Origin of the sequence: Paraburkholderia kirstenboschensis (assembly GCF_904848585.1) — a bacterium.
Lineage (GTDB): Bacteria > Pseudomonadota > Gammaproteobacteria > Burkholderiales > Burkholderiaceae > Paraburkholderia > Paraburkholderia kirstenboschensis.
In genome coordinates this window covers 324,544-348,465 of record NZ_CAJHCR010000001.1, presented here as the reverse complement: position 1 = coordinate 348,465, position 23,922 = coordinate 324,544, and the positions used below count along the sequence as shown (strand labels likewise).

23 protein-coding genes, 1 tRNA gene and 1 riboswitch are annotated in these 23,922 nt (G+C 63.8%); of the genes, 6 read left to right on the top strand and 18 right to left on the bottom strand.

The annotated features are described in order from the left end of the window. Genes JMY24_RS01655 through JMY24_RS01580 form a run of 16 tightly spaced genes read right to left on the bottom strand, consistent with a single transcriptional unit; the run spans nt 1 to nt 16,343 of the window. Nucleotides 1-1,239 carry a beta-ketoacyl-[acyl-carrier-protein] synthase family protein gene (locus tag JMY24_RS01655; RefSeq protein ID WP_128595661.1) on the bottom strand — a complete coding sequence of 413 codons (1,239 nt, stop codon included), beginning with the start codon at nt 1,237-1,239 and terminating at the stop codon, nt 1-3. Then, complete coding sequence (locus tag JMY24_RS01650) at nt 1,236-2,462, bottom strand: beta-ketoacyl-ACP synthase (protein ID WP_128595662.1); 1,227 nt, start codon at nt 2,460-2,462, stop codon at nt 1,236-1,238. The genes JMY24_RS01655 and JMY24_RS01650 overlap by 4 nt, the downstream gene beginning before the upstream one ends. After that, on the bottom strand, nt 2,462-3,187 hold the full coding sequence (locus JMY24_RS01645) for a 3-ketoacyl-ACP reductase FabG2 (RefSeq protein ID WP_128590740.1): 726 nt from the start codon (nt 3,185-3,187) through the stop codon (nt 2,462-2,464). Before JMY24_RS01645 ends, JMY24_RS01650 begins: the two co-directional genes overlap by 1 nt. Further along, entirely contained in the window at nt 3,184-3,669 is a 486-nt protein-coding gene (locus tag JMY24_RS01640; protein ID WP_128595663.1) for a hotdog family protein, read from the bottom strand. The genes JMY24_RS01645 and JMY24_RS01640 overlap by 4 nt, the downstream gene beginning before the upstream one ends. Nucleotides 3,670-3,675: 6 nt before the next feature. Further along, nucleotides 3,676-4,860, bottom strand: a complete 1,185-nt coding sequence (locus JMY24_RS01635) for a beta-ketoacyl-[acyl-carrier-protein] synthase family protein (RefSeq protein WP_128595664.1) — start codon at nt 4,858-4,860, stop codon at nt 3,676-3,678. Beyond that, nucleotides 4,857-7,346: an MMPL family transporter gene (locus tag JMY24_RS01630; protein ID WP_201701327.1), complete on the bottom strand. Its 2,490-nt coding sequence runs from the start codon at nt 7,344-7,346 to the stop codon at nt 4,857-4,859. The genes JMY24_RS01635 and JMY24_RS01630 overlap by 4 nt, the downstream gene beginning before the upstream one ends. Continuing rightward, nucleotides 7,346-8,026, bottom strand: a complete 681-nt coding sequence (locus JMY24_RS01625) for a LolA family protein (protein WP_128595665.1) — start codon at nt 8,024-8,026, stop codon at nt 7,346-7,348. Before JMY24_RS01625 ends, JMY24_RS01630 begins: the two co-directional genes overlap by 1 nt. After that, nucleotides 8,017-8,457 (bottom strand): acyl-CoA thioesterase, encoded by a 441-nt coding sequence (locus JMY24_RS01620; RefSeq protein WP_128595666.1) that lies wholly within the window; start codon nt 8,455-8,457, stop codon nt 8,017-8,019. Before JMY24_RS01620 ends, JMY24_RS01625 begins: the two co-directional genes overlap by 10 nt. Further along, nucleotides 8,454-10,067 carry an HAL/PAL/TAL family ammonia-lyase gene (locus JMY24_RS01615; RefSeq protein WP_128595667.1) on the bottom strand — a complete coding sequence of 538 codons (1,614 nt, stop codon included), beginning with the start codon at nt 10,065-10,067 and terminating at the stop codon, nt 8,454-8,456. Before JMY24_RS01615 ends, JMY24_RS01620 begins: the two co-directional genes overlap by 4 nt. Then, nucleotides 10,054-11,826, bottom strand: coding sequence for a glycosyltransferase family 2 protein (locus JMY24_RS01610; RefSeq protein ID WP_128595681.1), 1,773 nt, complete (start codon nt 11,824-11,826; stop codon nt 10,054-10,056). Before JMY24_RS01610 ends, JMY24_RS01615 begins: the two co-directional genes overlap by 14 nt. Next, a complete protein-coding gene (locus JMY24_RS01605) occupies nt 11,826-13,529 on the bottom strand; it encodes an AMP-binding protein (protein ID WP_128595668.1) in 1,704 nt (567 codons plus the stop codon). The genes JMY24_RS01610 and JMY24_RS01605 overlap by 1 nt, the downstream gene beginning before the upstream one ends. Next, entirely contained in the window at nt 13,526-14,194 is a 669-nt protein-coding gene (locus JMY24_RS01600; protein WP_201701326.1) for a COG4648 family protein, read from the bottom strand. The genes JMY24_RS01605 and JMY24_RS01600 overlap by 4 nt, the downstream gene beginning before the upstream one ends. After that, on the bottom strand, nt 14,194-14,445 hold the full coding sequence (locus JMY24_RS01595) for an acyl carrier protein (RefSeq protein WP_128588974.1): 252 nt from the start codon (nt 14,443-14,445) through the stop codon (nt 14,194-14,196). Before JMY24_RS01595 ends, JMY24_RS01600 begins: the two co-directional genes overlap by 1 nt. A 3-nt stretch (nt 14,446-14,448) precedes the next feature. After that, nucleotides 14,449-14,748 carry a phosphopantetheine-binding protein gene (locus tag JMY24_RS01590; protein WP_020069033.1) on the bottom strand — a complete coding sequence of 100 codons (300 nt, stop codon included), beginning with the start codon at nt 14,746-14,748 and terminating at the stop codon, nt 14,449-14,451. Then, nucleotides 14,723-15,517, bottom strand: coding sequence for a lysophospholipid acyltransferase family protein (locus tag JMY24_RS01585; protein WP_201701325.1), 795 nt, complete (start codon nt 15,515-15,517; stop codon nt 14,723-14,725). Before JMY24_RS01585 ends, JMY24_RS01590 begins: the two co-directional genes overlap by 26 nt. Further along, nucleotides 15,501-16,343 carry a beta-ketoacyl synthase chain length factor gene (locus JMY24_RS01580; RefSeq protein WP_201701324.1) on the bottom strand — a complete coding sequence of 281 codons (843 nt, stop codon included), beginning with the start codon at nt 16,341-16,343 and terminating at the stop codon, nt 15,501-15,503. Before JMY24_RS01580 ends, JMY24_RS01585 begins: the two co-directional genes overlap by 17 nt. Before the next feature lie 522 nt (nt 16,344-16,865). After that, a riboswitch (yybP-ykoY riboswitch) is annotated at nt 16,866-17,088 on the top strand. Nucleotides 17,089-17,095: 7 nt separating this feature from the next. On the opposite strand from JMY24_RS01580, the gene JMY24_RS01575 reads away from it, so the two are divergent. Then, on the top strand, nt 17,096-17,668 hold the full coding sequence (locus JMY24_RS01575) for a TMEM165/GDT1 family protein (RefSeq protein WP_128595669.1): 573 nt from the start codon (nt 17,096-17,098) through the stop codon (nt 17,666-17,668). Between the two features lie 58 nt (nt 17,669-17,726). On the opposite strand, the gene JMY24_RS01570 is transcribed toward JMY24_RS01575, so the two are convergent. Then, entirely contained in the window at nt 17,727-18,437 is a 711-nt protein-coding gene (locus JMY24_RS01570; protein WP_201701323.1) for a DUF4136 domain-containing protein, read from the bottom strand. A gap of 229 nt (nt 18,438-18,666) precedes the next feature. Between JMY24_RS01570 and pepN the strand changes: the two genes are divergently transcribed. The 5 genes from pepN to JMY24_RS01545 all read left to right on the top strand — a co-directional run bounded on the left by pepN (nt 18,667) and on the right by JMY24_RS01545 (nt 23,605). Beyond that, entirely contained in the window at nt 18,667-21,372 is a 2,706-nt protein-coding gene (pepN, locus tag JMY24_RS01565) for an aminopeptidase N (RefSeq protein WP_128595670.1), read from the top strand. Between the two features lie 201 nt (nt 21,373-21,573). Beyond that, nucleotides 21,574-21,855 carry a type II toxin-antitoxin system RelE/ParE family toxin gene (locus tag JMY24_RS01560; RefSeq protein ID WP_020069039.1) on the top strand — a complete coding sequence of 94 codons (282 nt, stop codon included), beginning with the start codon at nt 21,574-21,576 and terminating at the stop codon, nt 21,853-21,855. Nucleotides 21,856-21,871: 16 nt separating this feature from the next. Continuing rightward, on the top strand, nt 21,872-22,327 hold the full coding sequence (locus JMY24_RS01555) for a HigA family addiction module antitoxin (RefSeq protein ID WP_128595671.1): 456 nt from the start codon (nt 21,872-21,874) through the stop codon (nt 22,325-22,327). 131 nt (nt 22,328-22,458) lie between these two features. Then, the gene (locus JMY24_RS01550) at nt 22,459-23,475 is read left to right on the top strand and encodes a class 1 fructose-bisphosphatase (RefSeq protein ID WP_128587754.1); all 1,017 of its coding nucleotides are present in this window, start codon (nt 22,459-22,461) and stop codon (nt 23,473-23,475) included. Nucleotides 23,476-23,529: 54 nt separating this feature from the next. Further along, nucleotides 23,530-23,605 (top strand) — tRNA-Thr (locus JMY24_RS01545). A gap of 73 nt (nt 23,606-23,678) precedes the next feature. Here the strand turns inward: JMY24_RS01545 and JMY24_RS01540 are convergent. After that, on the bottom strand, nt 23,679-23,891 hold the full coding sequence (locus tag JMY24_RS01540; protein WP_193414842.1) for a hypothetical protein: 213 nt from the start codon (nt 23,889-23,891) through the stop codon (nt 23,679-23,681). Nucleotides 23,892-23,922: the final 31 nt, after the last annotated feature.

Genomic DNA, 23,922 nt, shown 5'->3' with positions numbered 1-23,922 from the left:
TCAGCCGCCCTGCCATGCCTCGAACATCAAGCTCGCGCAACTTCCGCCGAAGCCGAATGACACCGACATCGCCGTGCCGATGCGCGCGCCTCGCGTCTCACGCACGAGCGGCATGCCGTCGATTTCCGGCTCTACTGAATCTATCCCCGTGGTGCCTGCGATAAACCCGTCGCGCATCATCAGCAACGTATAGATCGCCTCGTGTGCGCCGCATGCGCCAAGCGGATGCCCGGTCATGCCCTTGGTCGACGAAAACGCGGGCACGCCTCGCTCCGATGCGGCGCCAAACACCTGCCTCAACGCATGCAGTTCTTCGACGTCGCCAAGCGGCGTGGAAGGCGCATGTGTGTTGATGTAGTCCGGACGCTTGCCCGCTTCGTCCAGCGCGCCGCGCATGGCGCGTGCGATGCCTGCCGCGCGCGGAGTGACCATGCCTGCGTCCGTGCAGTCGCCGAACCCCGTGAGTTCCGCGTAGATGCGCGCGCCCCGCGCCAATGCGTGGTCAAGCGCTTCAAGCACGAGCACGCCGCCGCCCGACGCGATCACGAAACCGTCACGCGCCGTATCGTAAGGACGCGACGCGCGCTCGGGCGTGTCGTTGGAGCGGCGCGACAACGCGCCCATCGAATCGAACATCAGCGTCATGTTGTCGTGCAGCGACTCGCTACCGCCCGCGAGCACGATCTGCTGGCGGCCGGTCTGAATCAGTTGCATCGCCTGACCGATTGCGAGCGAGGAAGTCGTGCATGCCGACGACGGCGAATAGCTGACGCCTTCGAGCCCGAACACCTGCGCGACGTTCGCGGACGCAGTGCTGCTCATTGCATGCGGCACCGTGTAAGGCGGCACTTTATCGACGCCGCGCGTGTTCGCAATGTTCATCGCCGTGTCGTAGCTCGACATCGTGCCGACGCCCGAGCCGATCACGGTGCCGGCAAGCGGCGAGCGCAGCATGGCGGCGTCGAGCCCGGCATCGTCGATGGCCTTGCGCGCGGCATGGCAAGCAAAGCGCGCGGTATCGCCCATGAAGCGCTCAAGCTTGCGCTCGAAAGGCGCTTCCTTCGCGACCGACGCAACGCCTGCGACTTGCGACGCAAAGCCGCGCTCGCGCCATGCTTCGATTCGTTCGATGCGCGACTTACCCGCGCGCAATGCAGCCGACACTTCGTCGAGCGAATTGCCGAGGCACGACACGATGCCCATGCCGGTGACGACCACGCGTTGCAACGCCACGCTCATCGAACGCGCCTGAAAATAAGCGACGTGTTGATCCCGCCGAACGCGAAGTTGTTGCTCATCACCAGTTCCGCGTCGATCTCGCGTCCCGCGCCGACGATGTAATCGAGCGGCGCACAGGCCGGGTCCACGTCACGCAGATTCAGCGTGGGCGCGTACCAGTTGCGCTTCATCATCTCGATGGTCCACCAGGCTTCGAGCGCGCCGCACGCGCCCAGCGTGTGGCCCACATAGCTCTTGAGCGAACTGATCGGCATGCGCTCGCCGAATGTCTGCGCGGTCGCGTGGCTCTCCGCGATATCGCCGCGATCCGTCGACGTGCCATGCGCGTTCACATATTCGATCGCTTCAGGCGCAAGCGCTGCGTCTTTCAGCGCAAGCTGCATCGCAAGCGCCATGGTTTCGGCAGTGGGCTGCGTCATATGCGCGCCGTCCGAGTTGCAGCCGAAGCCCACAATCTCCGCGTGAATCCGCGCACCGCGCGCCACCGCATGCTCGTACTCCTCGAGCACGAGCGTGGCCGCGCCTTCGCCGACCACGAGGCCGTCGCGCGCGGCATCGAAGGGACGCGGCGTCAGATGAGGCTCGTCGTTGCGCGTGCTGGTTGCGTACAACGTATCGAATACGGCGACCGCCGGACCCGACAATTCTTCCGCGCCGCCCGCCAGCATCAGCGTCTGCTTGCCGGTCTGAATCGCTTCATACGCGTAGCCGATGGCCTGGCTGCCCGACGCGCATGCGCACGAGGTGGGAATGATCCGCCCTTTCAGATCCCAGAAGAGGCTGACGTTGACGGCCGTCGTGTGCGGCATCATCTGCACGTAACTGTTCGACGTGACGTCGCTCATCGAGCCGGTTTCGAGCATCGTGCCGAACGCGCGGATCGGCTGCACCGAACCGGACGACGAGCCGTACGCGACGCCCATGCGGCCGTCCTTGATGCTCGCGTCGTCGGCAAGGCCCGCATCCGCGAGCGCGAGTTCGCTTGCCCGCACCGAATACATCGACACGAGGCCCATCGAACGCGTCTTCTTGCGCGGATAGTGCGCGGGCGTGACGAACTGCGGCAACGGACATGCGAGCCGCGTATGCAACGATTCGAAGTAGTCCCACTCGGGCATGCGCCGCACCGCGTTCACGCCGCTTTTCAGACGCGCTTCGATTGCGTCCCAGCTATCGCCGAGCGCCGTGACGCCGCCCATGCCGGTAATGACGACTCGCTTCATCAGACCATCCCGCCGTTGACGCCGATCACCTGACGAGTCACGTACGAGGCCGCATCCGACATCAGGAAGCTGACCACGGACGCGACCTCGGCAGGCTGGCCGACGCGGTTCATCGGCACCGTCCTCAATGCGTGTTCGAGCGGCATCTCGTCGAGCATGCCGGTTTCGATAAGGCCGGGCGCCACGCAGTTGACGGTGATGTTGCGCGTCGCGAGTTCCACCGCGAGCGCTTTGGTCGCGCCGATCAGGCCCGCCTTTGCCGCGCTGTAGTTGACCTGGCCGCGGTTGCCCATCACGCCGGATACGGACGCGATAGTGACGATGCGCCCGCCGTTGCGGGCACGCACCATCGGCATGGTCAGCGGATGAACGACGTTATAGAACGAGTCGAGACCGGTTTCGATCACGACGTCCCAGTCTTCTTCGGTGAGCGCGGGGAACGCGGCGTCCCGCGTCACGCCGGCGCTGCACACGATGCCGTAGTACGGACCGTTCGCCGCGACATCGGTTTCAAGCACATCGCGGCACACCGCGCGCTCGCGCACGTCGAATTGCAGCACGCGCGCAGTGCCGCCCTGTGCGGCGATGCCCGTCGCCACTGCCTCGGCTTCAGCGCGCCCCGTGCGGCAGTGCACGGATACTGCGAAGCCGTCGGCGGCCAACTGGTACGCAATCGCGCGGCCAATGCCGCGGCTTGCGCCGGTAACGAGAACACGCCGGCTCATGAACTGAAACTCCCTTCAATGAATGACTGAAAATCGGACGGCTGGAATACCTTGATCACCGCCTCCGCGCAACACACGTCGTCATGATGAATCGTGCATTCGTATGCGCCGTGGCCTTCGTCGCTGCGCAGCAATTCCGTTGCGCGAATCAGCAATTGCGCGCCGCGCGCGAACGACGGTTGCAGCGCCTTGTAGCTGCGCGAACCGAGCAGCACGCCGGGCCGCGCGCGGCCGCCGCCACGCATGGCGAGCAACGCGACGTGCGCGGCGATCGACTGCGCCATCAATTCGATGCCGATCCACGCAGGCATCCCGCCTTGCGCGTCCGCATACCATGCATCGGCATGCACGCTTGCGCGCGCACTCAGTGTCTCTTCGTCGAACGCGGTGACGGCGTCGATCAGCAGCATGGTGCCGCGATGCGGGATGATCGCTTCGATAGGTTGCTGCAGCAGTTCGTCAATGCTTCGTGTCGAGTTCATCGCGCCTCACCGTGCAAGAATCAGACTGACGTTGCTGCCGCCGAACGCAAACGAGTTGCTCATCACGTATTGAGTGCCGTCACCGCGCGGCAAAAACTGTTCGCTTTCGACGAGATCGAGCGCGGGCAGCGCGGGGTCCGCTTCGCCGTCCCACATATGGCGTGGCAGAGCAACGTCGTCGCGTGCGAGCGTGAGCCAGGCGAAGCCGAGTTCGGTTGCGCCCGCCGCACCCAGTTGATGGCCGGTCAGCGGTTTCGTGCCGCTCGTCGCGACGCCGTCAGGGAACACGCGCGACATCAGGTTCGCTTCCATCTCGTCGTTCTTGCGCGTGGCCGTGGCGTGCAGATTCACATAACCGATAGACGACGGCACGATGTCCGCATCCGCGATTGCTTCGCGCAGCGCCATTTCTCCACCCACGCCTTGCGGATCGGGCGCTGAAATATGATGCGCGTCACTCGATTCGCCGACACCCGCCAGGCGCACCGCCGCTTCGTCGCGGCTCATCAGAAACACCGCAGCGCCTTCGCCCACATTGATGCCGCAACGGTTGCGGCTCATCGGATTGGTGCGCGCGCCGCTGGTCGATTCGAGCGACGCAAAGCCTTGCACCGTCAATTCGCACAATGAATCGACACCGCCCACCACCACCGCATCGCACAGTTGCAATTGCAGCAGACGCCGGGCCGACGCGAACGCTTTCGCGCTCGACGTGCAGGCCGTCGAGATCGTGAACGCGGGACCCTTCAGGCCGAGTGCCGCCGCCGCGAACGGCGCGGCCGTGCCGATTTCCATCTGCCGGTAGTTGAAGTTCGGCGGCAAGTCGCCCGCTTGCGCCTGATAGACGAACGCCGCTTCAGCCGCTTCGATACCGGATGTGCTGGTGCCGAGCACCACGCCGATCCGATGCGCGCCATAGCGCTCGCGCGCCGCGTCGACAGCAGGCGCGATCTGCGCGAGGGCGGCCAGCAGCAAGCGGTTATTGCGGCAGTCGTAGCGCGCGAGATCGGCCGGAGGAGCGAGATCGAGCGGCGCCAATACGCTGCCGACAAACGCGTCGCCGATGCCGGTATGCACGGCCGCCATGCCTCGCGCGTGGTTCGCGGCGAGTGCCGGCACGATGCTTTCGAGGTCGCCGCCGAGCGCGTTGATCATGCCGAGTGCGTGCAAATAAACTGGTGGCGCTTTCATGCGACTCTCCTGGATTCCGATGGCATGCCGATCGGCGCGAGCAGCACCGAGACCGCAATGCCGAGCGCGAGCGTCGCGCCGAAACTCTTCAGCGCGGGCATTGCGCTCATGCCGAGCATGCCGAACGACAACAGCGTGGTGGCGGCCGAAAGCAACACGCCCGTCCATACCGCGCCGAGATCCGCGTCCGCGCGCAGGCACCCTTCACGCAGAAATACGGCGTAGTTTGCGCCGACGCCGAGCACGAGCATGAGCGCCAGCCAGTTGAACAGATTGAGCGGCACACGTGCGTAGCCGAATACCGCCAGCGTGACGCCTACTGCAAGCAGCACGGGCAACGTTACGGCGATGCCGCCGCGCACGCGGTGTCCGAGCCGAGCTTCTTTTGCGGCGTGCGCCGCGTGAACTTCCTGTCGGGCGTAGCGCACGATCAGCAGAATCAGCACCAGTGTCAGCGCGCCGCCGAGCCACCAGCCGCTGTCCACGCGATACGCGCCGAACAGCTTCGACACGCTCGCGGCCTTGTCAACGAAAGCCACGCCTGGCACCGCGCGCGCGGCCGCGATCAAGGCGGTCTCGTTGCGCGGTGTCACGCCTTGCGGAATCACGACGGCGGCATAGGCTTTCGTCGCCGCATCGACCTGGCCGAGCCACAGATGCCGATATGGCTGCGACCACGGCGCGGCAAGCCACTGGTCGACGGTCAGAAGCGCGGGCGGTTTCGCTTGCGCTTTCGTTTCCGCTGCAATCCACGCGTCGGCGACTTCGTCCTTGAAGCCGGCTTGCAGCAGCGTGCTGCGCAACGCCGCCGTGTCGCGGAACACATTCTGTGCGAGCAACGCGCGGTCGCTGTTCTGCTGCTGCGCGGACGGCACGAACTGCGCGACTGATTGATAACCGCCCACCCCGTTCGGCGCGCCGTTAAGTGCGTCGAGTTTTGCGCCCAGCGCTTCGGCACGCTGCAACACGGCTTCAGGCGTCTCGCCGCGCACCACGAAAAACTGCGCGCTGTTATCGACGCCCACCGCGTCGCGCACCTTGTCCTCTTGCGCGACGAGCGACGGATCGCGCTGGATCAGCAGATGAACATCGTCGTCGCTCGTGAGACGCAACCAGCCGGGAATCGCGACGATCAGCAACAGCGCCGCGACGATCCACGCACGCTTGCCGCCGATCAAGCGATGCCATGCGCTCAACAAACGCGCCGAGCGCTCGAAAAGCCGCCGGGGGCTGCGCTTCGGCGCGTGCGGCAGCAACGCGGGCAACAGCCACATCACCGAGGCGAACGCCGTCACGATGCCCGCCATCGCAAAGCACGCGATCTGCTTGAGCGCGGGAAACGGCACCCAAGTGAGAATCGCGTAACCAAGCAGGCTCGTGGCAAGCGCCACGCTCAACGCGGGACGCACTGCACGTGCGCCCCGTCGTGCGTCCCAATCGCGCCCGGCGCCGAGATAGACGACGAAATACTGGATCGAATAGTCGACCGCTTCGCCGATCAGGCTCGCGCCGAACACGAGCGTCAGCAGATGCAGCTTGCCGAATACGAGCAGCGTCACCGCAAGCGCGCAGACAATGCCGAGCGCGGTCGAGACGAAGCCGAGCAGGAGCAGACGCGGCGAACGGAACACCCACATCATCAGCAACGCAATGCCGACGAGCGACGCGACGCCGATCAGATGCACTTCGCGTTCCGATGCGCTGCGCGCCGACTCGGCGTAGAACACGGCGCCGGTTCGTGCGACCGACACATCGGGGAATGCATGCTTCAACGCGCTTTCGCCTTGCGACAGCGCCGCGAGTACCGCGTGCTGTGTCCTGGTTTCGTATGCGGAGCCTGGCAGCGTCGCCACGATCAATACGCTCGTCGCATTGGCTCGATGCCCGTCTTGATGCGACACCAGCAATCCGTCTTCCAGTTCGAGATTCGATGTCGCAAGCGGCAGATTGCCGAGCCAATGTTCGAGCCAGCCGAATGGATCGTCGGCGAGCGACGTGGTGAGTCCGCCGCGCAACGGGCTATAGATGCGTTGGGCGAGCGCGTCGTGCAACGCGGTGTCCGGTGACTTACTGCCCGCGATCGCCGCGCGATCAGCAGGCGTCAGCAAGCCGAAACGATACGGCAGATACAGCGACGCGATCTGCGACAGATCGAATGGCGGCAACTCCGCCGTCACCGAAGCAAACGCCCCACTTTTTTGCAGCGACGCGCCGAGTTGCTTCGCCGCCGCTTTCGCATGGGCATCGTCGTGACTGGTTACGAGAAAAACCGTGCGGTCGCCAAGAGCGCTCGCGAGCGTATCAACTGCTTTCTCGGCGACCGGATCTGCTTCAGTCGCCGGCAGCAGCGCGAGCAGGTTCGTCTGCAACGGCGAGGGCCCGGCAAAACGCCAGCCGCAGTACAGCGCCGCGACGAGCGCGAGCACCAGCCACGCGGCGCGTATGCCCCACGCGTTTTTCGCGGACCCGTGATGCAGCACATCCATCAGGGCGCCCCGAGCAGACTGCGTTCGGCCGGGGCCGGTTCGCTCACCGCCTCGCTCTTGCTGAACTCGAGTTGCGTCGTATCGCCGCTGGCGAGCGAGATACGCAAGCTCTGCAGGAAATCGCCGCCGCTCATCTGCAAACCTTTGATCGACTGCGCGAGCTGCGGCTGGTTCGGCGTGAGCTGCATGCGCCAGTGCGCGGCGCTGCCCTCGGCCTGCACGTCGAATTGCGAATACAGCGCGGACAGATCGCCGCCGAGCATCGCGCGCATCATCTTCGAAACTTGTGCGACGCCGCGCGTGCCTTGCGCACTGTGCGCCGTGACGCGCTGACCGTTGGCGTTGATTTCGGCGACGCCTGCATCGGTAATGACATAAGTGGCTTTGTACGGCGTGTCGATATGCCAGATCACGCCTCGCTCGCGCAGAAACAGCAAGGAACCGGTACTGACGAGCGGCTGCTTCATTGCGGCCAGCGTCTGCGTTTGTGTGAATTGCGCGCGAACGCCTTTGGCCTCTGCGAGATGCGATGCGATCTGCGAGACCAGCGCGGGATTGCCGTCTGTGGACGCGGCACACACCGGCCATGCCGGCGCGCTCAACGCACTCGCCACCGCAAACGAAAACGCACATGCACGCAGCCCGTTCAACAGCCGCGCGCCGGAATTCGCTATCGCCATACCTGCTCCAGTTTCTCGAAGACCACCGGCGGCGACACGAACTGCAACTCTTGCGTGGCCGCATCGACGGCCACCTGGATCGTATAACCCTTGGTGAGCCTCGTGCCCGATGCGCAGTCGATAATTTCGTAGCCTATTTTCAGGCGGTTTTCGTGTTCGAGCAGTTGGGTGCGCACGTCGAGCTTCTGACCGTACGTAGCCGGGCGAACGTACTTGAGATGCGCTTCTACGATCGGCCACAGATAACCGGACGCCTGCATCTCGCGGTAGTCGTAATCGAATGCGCGCAACAGCGCCGCACGGCCGATCTCGAAGTACTTCAGATAGTGGCCGTGCCAGCACACGTTCATTGCATCCACGTCGTGGAACGGCACCTCGACTATTGCACTCGCGCTCAGTACCTTGCGGGTCGCGCTTTCCGTCGTGCTCATGCTTGCGGTCCTCCGCGATAGTCTTGCAACAACCCGCATGCGGCGATGCGCGCAGTCAGCGCGCGCAAGTCGTGTTCGAGCGCGCGATCTTCGTCGACGAAAGGCGATTGCGCGCCGACGCTTTCCATGAACGTTTGCAACGCTGCGGGAACCGGCGTCGCGCTGTCGATTCGCAAGCGCAGACGCGCGGCCTGAACCGTCGCAAGCGTATGCGCGGCGGCAACCTGCTCGGTCAACTCCAGCACGCGCAAACAGTCGCGCGAGGCGATGGTGCCCATGCTGACCTTGTCCTGATTGTGCGCCTCGGTCGAGCGCGAGAATACGCTTGCAGGCATCGTGTTCTTGAGCGCTTCGGCCGTCCACGCGGACGACGAAATCTGCACGGCCTTGAAGCCGTGATTGATCGCGGCGCGCGCGGGCGCTGCGCCGGTCAGGTTGCGCGGCAAGCCATTGTTGAAATTCACGTCGACGAGGAGCGCCAGTTGCCGGTCCATCAGATCGGCGAGATTGGCGACGGCGACCTTCAGCGAATCCATCGCGAATGCGATATGACCGCCGTAGAAATTGCCCCCGTGCAGTACACGCTCGTTGTCGGGGTCGATCAGCGGGTTGTCGTTCGCGCTGTTCAATTCGTTTTCGATGTCGCGTCGCACCCAGCTCAGCGCATCACGCGCGACGCCGATTACATGTGGCGCACAGCGGATCGAGTAACGGTCCTGCAAACGGTGGCCGGGCGTATCGTCGCGGCCTTCCAGATCCTCGCGAATCCATGCGGCGGCTTGCGCCTGGCCGGCGTGCGGCTTCACTTCGAAGAGCGTTGCGTCGAAATGCGCGGCGCGGCCGTCGAGCGCGACGGTGCAAAGCGCGGTCAGGCGCGCGGTGAGCCGCGTCAGATGATCGGCGCGAGCGAACGCGAGACATGCAAGGCCGGTCATCACCGCTGTGCCGTTCATTAGCGCGAGGCCTTCTTTCGGCGCGAGCGTAAGCGGGGTTTGTCCGAGTTCGCTCCATACGTCGCGCACGTCACGCAGACGTCCTTCGAACATGACTTCCCGTTCGCCCGCGAGTGCCGCGGCGACATACGAGAGCGGCGTCAGATCGCCGCTCGCACCGACCGAACCCTCGGCGGGAATGCGCGGCAACACGCGATGATTGACGAGGTCCGCGAGGCGCTCGAGCAATACCGGGCGCACGCCCGAAAAACCATAGGCGAGCGAGTTCAGACGCGCGGCGATGACGGCGAGCGTCTGTGCGTCGTCGAGATATTGGCCCATGCCGCAGCCGTGATAACGCGTGAGTTGCAGCGGCAAAGCTTCGACGAGTTCCATCGGCACGTCGACCACGCAGGCGTCGCCGTAACCGGTGTTGACGCCGTAGACCGTCTCGCCCGCAGCAAGATGGCGGCGCAGAAAATCCGCGCCGCGTTGAATACGGGCGCGCCATGCAGGGTCCGCGTTCAACGCAACCGGCGCGCGATGCTGAGCGATCGCTACGACTTCTTCGATGCTCAGCTTGCGCCCGCCGATCACGACGTGCGCCGCGTCGCTATCGCCATTGGAAGCCGCATGCGCGCCGGCATCCGGCGCGTCGATCAGGTCATGTTCGGCCATTCGCGCCTCGCTTGGGGCGAGCCCAGAAATCGAAGAAGTTGAACCATTGATAAGGTGCCTTGCGACAGTAGTGTTCGAGACGCACTGCATAACGTTGCGCCCAGGCCGCGAGATGCTGCGTGCGTTCGCGGCGCGGCAATTCGATGCGCTCGGCGAACGGCTCGAAATAAAGACGATAACCGTCGTGTTCTTTCAGACAGAAGAACAGATAGACCGGACAGCCGAGTGCATGCGCGAGCACATATGGGCCTTGTGCGAACGGCGCAGTCGCGCCGAGAAAACGCGCCTCGGTGGTGCGGCCTGCTTCGTGCGCAGGCACACGGTCGCCGACGATCACCAGCAACTCGCCCGCGTCGACGCGCTCCTGCATCATCATCGCGGTTTCGGGTCCGAAGTCCGCGACTTCCAGCAAGTGCCGCGTGAACTCGCTATTCGCGGAGGCCAGCACGCTGTTGAAGCGCCGCGCATGTTCGGTATAGACGACTGCCGTGACTTTCGCATACGCGCCCTGTGCGGCGAGCGCGCGCGTCATCTCCAGATTGCCGAGATGCGCGCCGATAACCAGCGCGCCCTTGCCGCTCGCGACCAATGCTTCGAACGCCGAAGGATCTTCGAACCGGACGTCCGCATTGTTGACGCGCCCGGACCACGCGGCGAGCTTGTCGAAGCCCGATTGCGCGAATGCCAGCATGTGACGATACGCGGAGAGCCAGCCCGGACGAGGCGTATCGCCGCGCGGTTCGGCCTCCCGCAGACGCCTGAAGTAATTCGCCGACGCCTCGCGCGCGGCACGTCCCGTCAACAGAAAATAAGCGACGATCGGATGCAGCCACAGCCCGGTGAAGCGGCGGCCGAACAGCTTGCAACTGAGCGCAAGCAATGACATGCCCAGATGACTGCCGCGTTCAGCAATACGCCACCAGTCCTGCGCGTGAGGGCCGCCGCTCTGTGCGCTCTGTGCGCTCTGTGCGCTCTGTGCGCTCTGTGCTCTTTGTGTACCGGCGAGCGTGGCACGCCGTGGCATGAACTTGTGCGCGAGCAGCATCGGCAGACGCACCAGCATGCCGCACACGAGCCGCGTATGACTGCGGCTGATACGCACGTTGTCCCACAGCACGTCGAAATGTGAAACGCCGTCGCTCGCGTAGGTGACGCGCGTGGGGATCGAGCGGAACGCGGCGCGTCGCCAATAGAGGCGCACCAGAATCTCGATGTCGAAGTCCATCCGCGTGGGCAGCGGCACGCTGTCGATCAGATCGCAAGCCAGCGCAAGCGGATACAGGCGGAAGCCGCACATGGAATCGCGAATGGTCAGCGACAGCGTTTCGATCCACACCCACACATGTGTGAGATAACGGCCGTAGAGACGCGCTTTCGGCACGCTCTCGTCGTAGACGGGGCGGCCGAGAATCACAGCGCCCGGTTCGGTGCGCGCCGCTTCGATGAAGCGCGGCACGTCGGTGGGGTCGTGCTGGCCGTCCGCGTCGATCTGCAACGCGTGCGTGTAGTGGGCGTCGCGCGCGGCGCGCAACCCCGCCATCACCGCCGCGCCTTTGCCGCCGTTGACGGGCAGACGCAGTAAGGTGAGCTGTGCCTCGTACTCGCGAGCGAGTTGTGCGAGCACCTGCTGGGTTGCCTCGTCGCTGCCGTCGTCGACGACGAAAATCGGCAAGCCGTGCACCGCGAGATGCGCGACGGTCGCGCCAATCGCGTCCTTGTGGTTGTAGATCGGGATCACGATGCAGGGAGCGAAGCTCATCATGCGCCCGCCCGATAAACGATCACGCCCGACGCGCATTCGCGCTCGTTCACCCGGTACGCGAACTGCACTCGCTGACGCGCGGGGTCGTGCGCGAGCGTGAGTTTGAGCACCGCGCCCGGCCCAACCGGCGCCATGAACTTCAATCGATCGATCGACGTAAAGCCGCGCACGCACGGCAGTTGCTCGGCGGCAAGCCGCATCGCCCAATCGATCTGGACCACGCCCGGCAGAATCGGCAAGCCGGGAAAGTGGCCGGCGAAATGCGTGAGCGTAGCGGGCACGCGCAACTCGTAGTGCAGCGTCTCTCCAATGTCGGCACCGCGCGCTTCGGCCAGCACTTCGACGCCTTCGGCACGCGGCTCGAACGCCGCCGCGACCGCCGACACCGGCAGCTTGCCGCGCGCGTCGAACGGCAACGCAAGACGAAAGCGCCAGTGACGCGGCAACACGACGACGTCGAAATAATCGGCGAGATGTCGGCGCAAGGTTTTCGCGAGCAGCACGCGGCCTTCGTCGCGCAATGCTTTATTACCTGCTTCGGTCAATGCGACGACAGCGCCGACGCGCTCACGCACGCCGCCCTCGAGCGGCACGATTGCCGCTTGCGTGACATACGGATGCAGCGCGAGTCGCGCTTCGAGTTCCGGCAGCGACACGCGCTTGCCATCGAGCTTCATCACCCGATCGAGGCGGCCTTGCAAACGGAAGCGGCCTTGCGCGTCGAACGCGATTTTGTCGTCGGTGCGATGCCAGCTGCTATGGTCCAGATGCGGCGAGCGCACGTTGAGCGCACCGTCTTCGTCGCAACGCACTTCGATGCCGGTCACCGGTTGCCATGCATCCGTCTGATCCTGGCGGCGCCACGCAATGCCGCCTGTTTCAGTGCTGCCATAGATTTCGAGCGGCGCGGCACCATAGGCCGCCGCGTATTCGTGCGCGGCTTCGAGCGCGAGCGGACCGCCTGACGAGAAAAAGGCGCGCGGTGCGGGCGTCAAGTCGGTGAATCCAGGCAGCGCGGGCCAGCGCGATAACTGCGCGGGCGTCGACACGATCACGGCCGCGCCGCACTGCGCGAGTTGCGTTTGCAGATGCAGCGGTTCGATGCTGATCTCACGGTCGAATGCGCGGCCGGCGGCCAGCGGCCACATCACGCGAAACAGCAGACCGTAGATGTGGTGATGCGGCACGCTCGCGAGCATCGTCGCGTCGCCGACCAGCGTGCCCCACTGCTTTTCGAGCGTATGCACTTCGGCGTTGAACTGCGCGAGCGTTTTGCGGATCGGCTTGGGCCGGCCGCTGCTGCCCGACGTATATAGCGTGAGCGGTGCTTGCGGGTCGATGTGTGCGCCCGGCGCGTGAGCGGCGGCATCGGCTTGCGCGTGCGGCGGCAGCGCGGCGTCGGTGAGCACGACATCGTAGGCGTCGGCGAGATCGGCGAGATAGCCGGGGGTCGCGTTCGCGGGTATCACCGGCTCCTTGCCGCATGCGAACAGCGCGAATAAAGCGCAGGCGAAATCGAAGGGGTCGTCGATACACAATGCGTAGCGCTGCGCCGCTTGCGATTGCACGGCCGCTAGCAGCGTCGCAACGCGTGCGCAAAATGCGGCGCGATCGAGCAGCAAACCGCGATCGCGGCATACCGGCGTGGCGGCCGCGGCTGTATTCAACGGAGTCGACAACAGGTCGTGCAACGCGATCATGCCGCCTCCGAACGCGCGGCGCGCGGCAGTACCACGAGGTAGCGCCATATGACCTCGGCGATCAGCAGAACACCGATCAGCACATAAGCAATCGCGCCGTTATAAAGCGACCAGCTCGCGCGGCTCCAGTAGAGCGCGGTATAAGCGGAGAAAGCACCGTTCAGCAGAAAAAATACACACCACACCTGAGTAACGCGCCGCGTGTGGCGCACTGCGCCCGGCGGCAGATCAGGATTGCCGAGGCGCGCGAATTTTTCGATCATCGAGGGCCCGCGCACGAGCGTCGCGCCGAACGCGATCAGCAGACCGAGATTGACGAGCGATGGGTACAGGCGCAACAGCAGCTCGCTGTTGGTCAACACGATGGCCGCCGACGCGCAGCTCAGCAAACCGACCACAGTCCAGTCGATTGCGGAAAGGCGGCGAAGCGAAGTCGCGACCGGACCGCCGCCCGCCCAGCGCTGCAACCACAGGATCGCGAACAGCATGCAGCCGACATAACGCGGCGTATCCCAACGCCATGCGCAGAGAATCAACGCCGGATAGGCGAGCTTCACCAGCACTTGCACGACTGCCTTGACCCAATGACGCTCGCCGGTGGACGGCGCGCCGGAAGCGGACGCTCCAGTCGCGGTCTCCGGCGTTCCCGAGCGCGCTGCCGGCATCAGCCTTGGGCCGCGAGCAGGGATTCGACAGCACCGATCACGTCGCCGACCGTGCGCACCGACTTGAACTCTTCCGGCTTGATCCGGCGGCCGGTCATTTCCTGCAGCTTGATCGCGAGATCGACGGCGTCGATGCTATCCAGATCGAGCTCTTCGAACAGATGCGCGTCGGGCGTCACGCGCTCGGGCTCGATTGCGAAGTTCTCTTTGAAAATGGCGCGGATGCGCTCAAGAATCTCTGCCTCGGACACGATTTATTCCCCTTTTCTGTTGGTTTCGTTCGCAGCGTGCGCCGCTTCGCGCTGGCTCTCGACCAGCGCGGCCAGCGTGCTGATCGAGCGGAAGTGTTCACGCGTGCGTTCGTCGTTTGCCGCAATGGTCAATTGGTATTGTTTGCGCAGCACGATGCCGATTTCGAGTGCGTCGATCGAATCGAGACCGATGCCGTCGGTATCGAACAACGGCGCGTCGTCGTCGATATCGGCGGGACTCAGGTCTTCCAGATCGAGCGCCTCGATGAGGAGCTGCTTAATTTCGAGTTTTAAAGAATCCATAATCGAACAGGTGCTGAGTAATGTGTGCTTCGACGGCGCTCGTCACGCTGCGCGCAGCGAGAGCCGGTGTAGTGTCGTCTGCCGTGAGCTGGTCGACGCCCAATGGTTCGAGCACGTTCACGCGCATGCGGAACGCTCGCGCGGGTACGTGGTACCAGCGCATCTGCTTCGTGAACGCGGGCGGATCGCAATCCATCAGCACAGGCACGATCGGCGCGCCGACCTTTAACGCCATGTGCGCGAAACCGCGCGAAAACGCATGCAACCGGTTCGGCGCGGGGCTGCGCGTGCCTTCCGGAAAAATGATCATCGTATAGCCTGCGGCTAGCTGCCTCGCGCCGGCTTCGACCAGCTCCGCGGGATCGGCATTGCTGACGTATTCCGCCGAGCGCACGATGCCCCAGAAACACGGGTTGCTCCAGTGCGCATTTTTCACGACGCAGCACGCATGCGGCGTGAGCGAGAGCAGCACCATCACGTCGAGGTACGTGGGGTGATTCGCCACCACAATTGACGGCTTGCGGGCGCGCAACGCGTCCACGCCCGACACTTCGAGCTCCATCACGCCGATCCGCTGCAATACGGCGACAAGCGCACGGAAGAACCAGTGGATCACGCCCGTCACCGCAAACTGTCGCGACGCGCGATGCGGCCACAGCCACGCGAGCGGAAACACGAGCACCGAAAACAGCACGCCGCAGATGCCGAACACCACGAAAGCCATGCCGGTGGCGAAAAGTCGCCAGGTGTAGTCAAGCCGCGCGGTCATGCCATCCCCAATGCCATAGGGCGCCGGCGCCTTGCCAGGCTGCCGGATTGCCGGTCTCGAGACAGTGCAGCAGCGCCTGGCTCTGCGTGGCGAAGCGCGTTTCGGGTCCGGCGGCGTCGCGCGGTTGCGCCGCGCCGCTTGCATCTGTTGCTGCGCTGTGTTCCGGCGCTACGCTTTTCGCAGCAGGTGCAGCGGCTCCAGTGCTTGCAGCCGTTGCAGCCGTCGGGCTGGCGTCGCGCTGGCCGACTGCCTGCGCCGTGTCCGGGCCGACAGCCGCGGATCGCGCGCACACCAGATCGCCCAACGCGCCTTCGCTGCTCAGCAGAATCGCGATTGCACCGCCCTGCACTTCGTCTTCGATGGTGCCGTATGCGGGATCTGCGGGTTCGTCTGCGTAGACGAGCAATACCGGCGACGCGGGCTGCGTCGCGTATTGCGCGTAGGCCTCGAGGAGCGCGTAGCCGAGGGTTTCAGGACCGGCGGAGATCGCGCTCGCCGCCGAGCGGTCGCCGCGCGCAATGCCGAACACGCCTGTCATTGCGTTGAGCACCGAGAGGCTGAACGCGGTCGGCGAGACGGGCTCGCCGGAGCTGATCGCGCGGAGGATGTCGGTGGTGCGGCGCAATTCCCCATGCCGCGAGGCGAACACGACGCGGGCCTCGCCGGCGCCGACACAATCGTGCGCAACCTTCAGCGCGACTCTGGACAGAGTGCTGAGACGCCGCCGCACGATCGGCTCGATAAAGCCGATGTCGGGTGCGGCAGATGCGGCAGCAGGCCAGCTAGACCAGCGAGCGACCGGAATGGTCCAGTGCGGATCGGGCATATCGGTGTTCGCGCGTAGAAGCAGGGAGAGGTTAAAGCGCCTGACGGAACACGCAGCCGTCATAGCGTATGCGCGCCGCGCGGGCCGGCAAACTCCAGCCGCGGGTCGATCCAGTCTTTTTGTAGGTTCACCGAAATTAACGGCACATCGGCCAGGTTATTTAGGCGCCTCTGAAAATTGGCCTGGTGGTTCGGCTCCGGCTCCCGCAGTGGCCGGAATCATACTGAAGATTCTCGTTTAAATCAGCCAAAAAAGACGTATCCATCTGTATCCGTGTCGCGATTGCCACGGTGCCGTTCAACCCATATTAGATTTCGCGGACATTTCAGGGGACGCCTTGGGAATATACCTATGGCGGCGCGTTTTCTCGCCGGATTCCGGTTTCGCGCGGCGCCACTTACGCTGAAAATCGCCTGAAACTTTCAATAAACTTTCGGCGAATCCTGTTGCAGTTCAATACATTCATTTTGCCGGCCAATCTCGTGGGCGGCATTCAGACTGCGATGCCACGCCTGTTATAATCCGCCCCTCATTGGGGAGTAGCCGCCCCGCGGCGCGTTCGGCCGGCAAACATGCCGGGCTCGTAGAACGCAAACCTCGCGGGGGCGCCTGTCAACAGACTTGGCCGTCAGGGCCATGGCAGCCGCAGCCTCGGGCCTGGCGAGACCGATGACCCACACCCCGCCGCAATTGGGCCCGGCGTGTCGTGGGTCGTCGCTCGTTCATTTCTCGGCCCGGGAATTCAAAACAACGTGATCCACGCTTTTCTCATTTCGACCGGAGCGGTCGCGCTCGCCGAAATCGGCGACAAGACGCAATTGCTGTCGCTCGTGCTTGCCGCGCGTTACCGCAAGCCGGCGCCGATTATCCTGGGCGTGCTGGCCGCGACACTCGTCAATCATGCGGGCGCGGGCGCACTAGGCGCGTGGCTCGGCTCGCTGCTCACGCCGACCGTGATGCGCTGGGCGCTGGCCGTCTCGTTCATCGGCATGGGTTTGTGGATTCTCGTGCCCGACAAGCTCGCCGACGACGAGGCCAACACGAACCGTACGCACCTCGGCGTCTTCGGCGCGACTGTCGTGGCATTTTTCCTGGCAGAAATGGGCGATAAGACGCAGATCGCGACTGTGGCGCTGGCCGCGCGCTTTCACGATTTCTTCGGCGTGGTGGCCGGCACCACGCTCGGCATGATGATCGCGAACGTGCCGGCGATCCTGCTCGGCGACCGTTTCGCTCACCGTCTGCCGACCGGCCTCGTGCATGGCATCGCAGCCGTGCTGTTCGTCGTTCTCGGGACGATGGCGTTGTTCGGCGTCGGAATCTGAAGCGGACCGCGTGATCCGGGTGCCAGCCGGAGTGCGCGCCGCCGCGCTCACCGTTCTGTCACTGCACGGCTTTCGCGCCGGACGCGGCCGCGGGCGCCATTGCCGATGCCGGGGCAGCGGCGGGCACAGACGTTTCGTTGGAAGCATCTGCGCTCGCGCCAAGCGGAATCTTGACCGTACGCACGACGCCATTGCCGAGCGGGAAGTCAGCGAGCGCGCTGCGAGCCAGGAACGGCATGGCCCTCACCAGCGACGACTCGCCGCCCGAGTTGCGCGCGGTCACGTTGTAGACCTCCTTGCCGGTCGCGCGCTCGGTGATCCGCACACCGAGCAGATGCGTGAAGATCGGATAGCTCTGGTTCACATATCCGGCGGGGAACGGTCCCCATGGCCCCCACGGATCGTACGGGCGCCCCCACCCCCAGTAAGGCGCCGGCCACGGGTTGTAATAGACCGGCTCGGCCACTGTCACCACGTCTGAGCGAATTCCATAGGAGAGTCCGACGAGATAGCGCGCCTCCCCGCTGTCCACCTGGCGAAACGCGTGCGTAGCCAGTTCGTTGGCGACGATGTGCTCGTAGGTGGTCAGCTCGAGATTGTTTCGCTGGTCCGGTTCGCGCGCGAACGCGTAGGTGCGCGTCGCGTCGCCGCCGCTCCAGTCGGAGAACGCGGTGACCTGCGTCGTCACATAAGTCGTGCAACCGGACAGCAGCACAGTCAGCGCCGCCAGCAGCAACATGGCGCGGCGCGCCCATCGGTTCGTTTTCATGGTCTACCTCGTGAAGCGTTTGGGTCGGCTCGTGTTTGTATTGTACGTAGACCGTAGGCCAGGTCGCACCGTTTCCGGGTCCCGCGCCGTGTGCGCCGGCCTTGCGCTGCGATGGGATTGGCAGAAAGTTCGCTCCGCACGATTCGCCGAGGCTTTGTACAATGGCTCGACAAGCCCGGCTCACGCGCCTTCGTGCGCCGGCCGCTCGAGTCCATCACTACAGAACGCCATGGCCGATACCGCAACGCCCAATGTGATCCGCCGCGCCGATTATGCGCCGCCCGCTTTCCTGATCGACACCGTCGCGCTCGAATTCGACTTGCTGCCGGAACGCACGGTCGTGAAGAACACGATGCGCGTGCGCCGCAATCCGGACGCGTCGCGCGCCGCGCATCTGGAGCTAATGGGCGAACAACTTGAGTTCGTCAGTGCCACGCTCGACGGCCAGCCGTTCGCGAACGCGCATGCGCACGAACATGGCCTGGTGCTCGACAACGTGCCGGAGAACTTCGAGCTCACGCTCACGAGCATCTGCAATCCGGCCGCGAACACCACGCTTTCCGGCCTGTATGTGTCGAGCGGGAATTTCTTTACGCAGTGCGAGGCGGAGGGCTTTCGCCGTATCACCTACTTCCTCGACAGGCCGGACGTCATGGCCACTTACACGGTTACGCTGCGAGCCAGCAAGGCCGACTATCCCGTGCTGCTGTCCAACGGCAATCTGCTCGAAGAAGGCGATCTGCCGGACGGCCGCCATTTCGCGCGCTGGGAAGATCCGTTCAGAAAGCCGAGCTATCTGTTCGCGCTCGTCGCGGGCAAGCTGGTCGCGCTGGAAGAGCGCGTAAAGACGGGTTCGGGCAAGGAAAAACTGCTGCAGGTATGGGTCGAGCCGCACGATCTCGACAAGACCCGTCATGCAATGGATTCGCTGATCCACTCGATCCGCTGGGACGAGGAGCGCTTCGGGCTCGAACTGGATCTGGACCGCTTCATGATCGTCGCCGTGAGCGACTTCAACATGGGCGCGATGGAGAACAAGGGGCTCAACATCTTCAACACGAAGTATGTGCTGGCGAACCCCGAGACGGCGACCGACACCGACTTCGCGAACATCGAGGCGGTAGTCGGCCACGAGTATTTCCACAACTGGACCGGCAATCGCGTGACCTGCCGCGACTGGTTCCAGCTGAGCCTCAAGGAAGGCCTGACCGTATTTCGCGATCAGGAATTTTCGGCCGACATGGCAGGCGGCGAGACCGACGGCAGTGATGAAGCCGCGCGCGCCACCAAGCGCATCGAAGACGTGCGCGTGCTGCGCCAGATGCAGTTCGCCGAGGACGCGGGGCCCATGGCCCACCCGGTGCGCCCGGAAAGCTACGTCGAGATCAATAACTTCTACACGATGACGGTCTACGAAAAGGGCTCCGAAGTCGTGCGGATGTATCAGACGCTGTTTGGCCGCGAAGGTTTTCGCAAAGGCATGGACCTGTATTTCAAGCGGCACGACGGCCAGGCCGTGACCTGCGACGACTTCCGTCACGCGCTTGCCGACGCGAACGGCCGCGATCTCGCGCAGTTCGAGCGCTGGTACAGCCAGGCGGGCACGCCGCGCGTGTCGGTGCGCACGCGTTACGACGCCGCGCAGCAGCGCTACAGCGTAACGCTCACGCAAGGTTATGGCGAAGCCGCGCCGGCCGCGCGCGAAACGCAAAAAGGCCCGCTGCTGATTCCGTTCGCGATCGGCCTGATCGGCAAAGATGGAAAGGACTTGCCGTTGCAACTGGAGAGCGAGGCGCAGGCTTCGGACTCCACCACGCGCGTGCTCGAATTCACGCAGACCGAACAGACCTTCACGTTCGTCAATGTTGAGCAGGAACCTTTGCCGTCGCTGCTGCGAAATTTCTCGGCACCGGTGATCGTCGAATACGACTACTCGGCGGACCAACTGGCGTTCCTCCTCGCGCACGACAGCGATCCGTTCAACCGCTGGGAAGCCGGTCAACGGCTCGCCACGCGCGAGTTGCTGACGCTAGCAGGACGGGCCGCAAGCGGTGCGGAACTGCAGCTCGACGATTCGGTGGCCGCCGCGTTCGCACGCGTACTCACGGACGAATCGCTTTCGCCGGCCTTCCGCGAACTTGCATTGATGCTGCCGTCCGAAGCGTATCTGGCCGAGCAGATGGCCGAATCCAATCCGGCGGCCGTGCATGCGGCGCGGCAATTCGTGCGCAAGCGCCTGGCCAATGCACTCAAGGACGACTGGCTCAAGATCTACGAGCAACATCGCACGCCCGGCCCGTATGAAGCCACGCCGGCGGCGGCAGGCCACCGCGCGTTGAAGAACCTGGCGTTGTCTTATCTCACGGAGCTCGACGATCCGGCGGAAACGGTGCGGCTCGCGTCCGCGCAATACGACGCGGCGAACAACATGACGGACCGCGCGGCGGCGCTGTCCGCGTTGCTCAATGCATCGGCGGCAAATGGCGGCAGCGCCGAAGCGCAGCATGCGCTCGACGACTTTTACCGGCGCTTCGATAAGGAGCCGCTCGTCATCGACAAGTGGTTCGCTTTGCAGGCCACGCAGCGCGGCAGCGCGCAGCGTCCGGTGATCGACGTCGTACGCAAGCTGATGACGCATCCGGCCTTCAATCTGAAAAATCCGAACCGCGCGCGTTCGCTGATTTTCAGTTTCTGCGCGGCTAACCCTGCACAATTCCACGCCGAAGACGGCTCGGGTTACGCGTTCTGGGCAGACCAGGTAATCGCGCTCGACGCGATCAACCCGCAAGTGGCCGCCCGCCTCGCGCGCTCGCTCGAATTGTGGCGCCGCTTCACGCCGACGTTGCGCGAAGGAATGCGCGCGGCGCTGGAGAAAGTGGCGTCGCAGGTCAAATCGCGCGACGTACGTGAGATCGTCGAGAAGGCGCTCGCATGACGCACTTCTGACGCGGTCCTCCGTATCGAAAAGCCGGCACACGTTGTCGGCTTTTTTTCGCCCTTTTTTTCGGACGACTTCGGGGGCGGAGGCTCGCATGGACATTAGCCGTCTGGCCGACTGTTCGTTCGCGCCCCGAGGGGTGAAAGTAAACGCATTCATTTAACGGTTTACGTTTAACGAGTTGCGTTATATCATCCCATGATCACGACATTTGGCGACAAGGCTACGGCGAGAATCTTTCAGGGCAAGTTTGTACATACGCTGCCACGTCATATCCAGGCGCTTGCGTACCGCAAGTTGCTGATGATCGACGCTGCGGACTGCATCCACAGCTTGCACACGCCGCCCGGCAACCGGCTCGAAGCATTGCAAGGCCAACGCAGCGGGCAATGGAGCATCCGGATCAATGCGCAATGGCGCATCTGTTTTCACTTTATCGAAGGCGAGGCGCTGAATGTTGAGATTGTCGACTATCACTGATTATTGGGAGACCGGCATGGTCATCAAACGCTCCAATCTGGACAGTATCGATTTCTCCGACATCGACGCGGGAGACAGCATCGAGGAGATCCATCCTGGCGAGATTCTGCGCAGCGAATTTCTCGAACCGCTCGGCATGTCAGTCAACGCGCTTGCGCTCGCGTTGCGCGTACCGGCGCCGCGCATCAACGACGTGGTCCGCGGTAAGCGCGCAATCTCGGCGGACACCGCGCTGCGCCTCGCGCGCTATTTCGGCGCGAGCGCGCAGTTCTGGCTCAATCTGCAAATCGCCTACGACCTGCGCGTTGCCACGGCGGCGGCGGGCGAGCAGATCGAACGCGAGATAGATCCCATGCCCAAGGCGGACCGCCCGAAGCTGCCCAAGGTATCGGCGGAACACGCTCGGGCTGCGGCGCTCGCAGCAAGCGTGAGCGGCAGCGCGACGGGCGGCAAGGCCCGGCGCAAAGGCTGATCGGCTTGCTCATGCGGAGCCGCTCTTGTCGATCGCGCGACATTGCACGCGCGCTCCGATGTCAAAAGCACGGAGCGGACACACCAAGCGGTTAAAATCGGGATATTCCTCAAGCCTCCTGGAGTACAGCAATGGCCTTGCAACGTCGTACCACTCTCACGAAGTACCTGATCGAGCAGCAGCGGGAAACCAATAACCTGCCGGCCGACCTGCGGCTTTTGATCGAAGTTGTCGCGCGCGCATGCAAGGCGATCAGCTATCACGTCAGCAAAGGCGCGTTGGGCGACGCGCTCGGCACGGCGGGCAGCGAGAACGTCCAGGGTGAAGTGCAGAAGAAGCTCGACATTCTGTCGAACGAAATCCTGCTCGAAGCCAACGAATGGGGCGGCAACCTGGCGGGCATGGCGTCGGAGGAAATGGAGCAGTTCTTCCCTATCCCCGCGAACTATCCGAAGGGCGAGTATCTGCTCGTGTTCGATCCGCTCGACGGCTCATCGAACATCGACGTGAACGTTTCTATCGGCACGATCTTTTCGGTACTCCGCTGCCCCGACGGCCAGCAACCCACCGAACAGTCGTTCCTGCAGCCAGGCACAGAACAGGTCGCTGCCGGTTATGCGGTGTACGGACCGCAAACCGTGCTGGTGCTGACCACCGGCAATGGCGTGAACTGCTTCACGCTCGACCGTGAACTCGGTTCGTGGGTCCTCACGCAAAGCGATATGCGCATTCCTGTCGAAACGCGCGAGTATGCAATCAATGCGTCGAACGAGCGTCACTGGTATCCGCCGGTCGAGCAGTACATCGGCGAACTCAAGCAGGGTAAAGACGGCCCGCGTCAGAGCGACTTCAACATGCGCTGGATTGCGTCGATGGTGGCAGACGTGCACCGTATCCTGAATCGCGGCGGCATCTTTATGTATCCGGCCGACAAGCGCACGCCGGATAAGCCCGGCAAGCTGCGGCTAATGTACGAAGCGAACCCCATGGCGTTTATCGTCGAACAGGCGGGCGGCGCTGCGACCAACGGCGAAAAACGCATTCTCGACATTCAGCCTAAGAGCTTGCATGAGCGCGTTGCGGTGTTCCTCGGCTCGAAGAACGAAGTGGACCGCGTGACCCGCTACCATCTCGAAACAAAAAAGTGATTCGAGGGCTTGCCAAGCCAATAAAGAAGTCCCTATAATCTCGTTTCTCCTGATGCCGGAATAGCTCAGACGGTAGAGCAGCGCATTCGTAATGCGAAGGTCGGGGGTTCGATTCCTCTTTCCGGCACCATCAAGATTCAAGCAAAAAGCCCAGTCATTGCGACTGGGCTTTTTGCTTTTCGTCGACCTCTTTGGGTAACTCCCTAGCCGCGCAAGTCAGGTCTATCGAAGTGCGCGACAGTGCCGAGGTTGCGCGCGACGACCGGATCGCTCCTCTGAACGACCACTTCGCCTTCCGCGCGCTTAGCGTCGCCGTACGCAGCAACTGCCTCCTGCGGCGCTGACGGAAACCACGAGATGCGGCCGTCGCATTCGATCCCGACCTGGCGTCCATTCCAGTACACAGCGTTTTCCATGACTAACCCTCTGAAGGCGAAGACAACCATC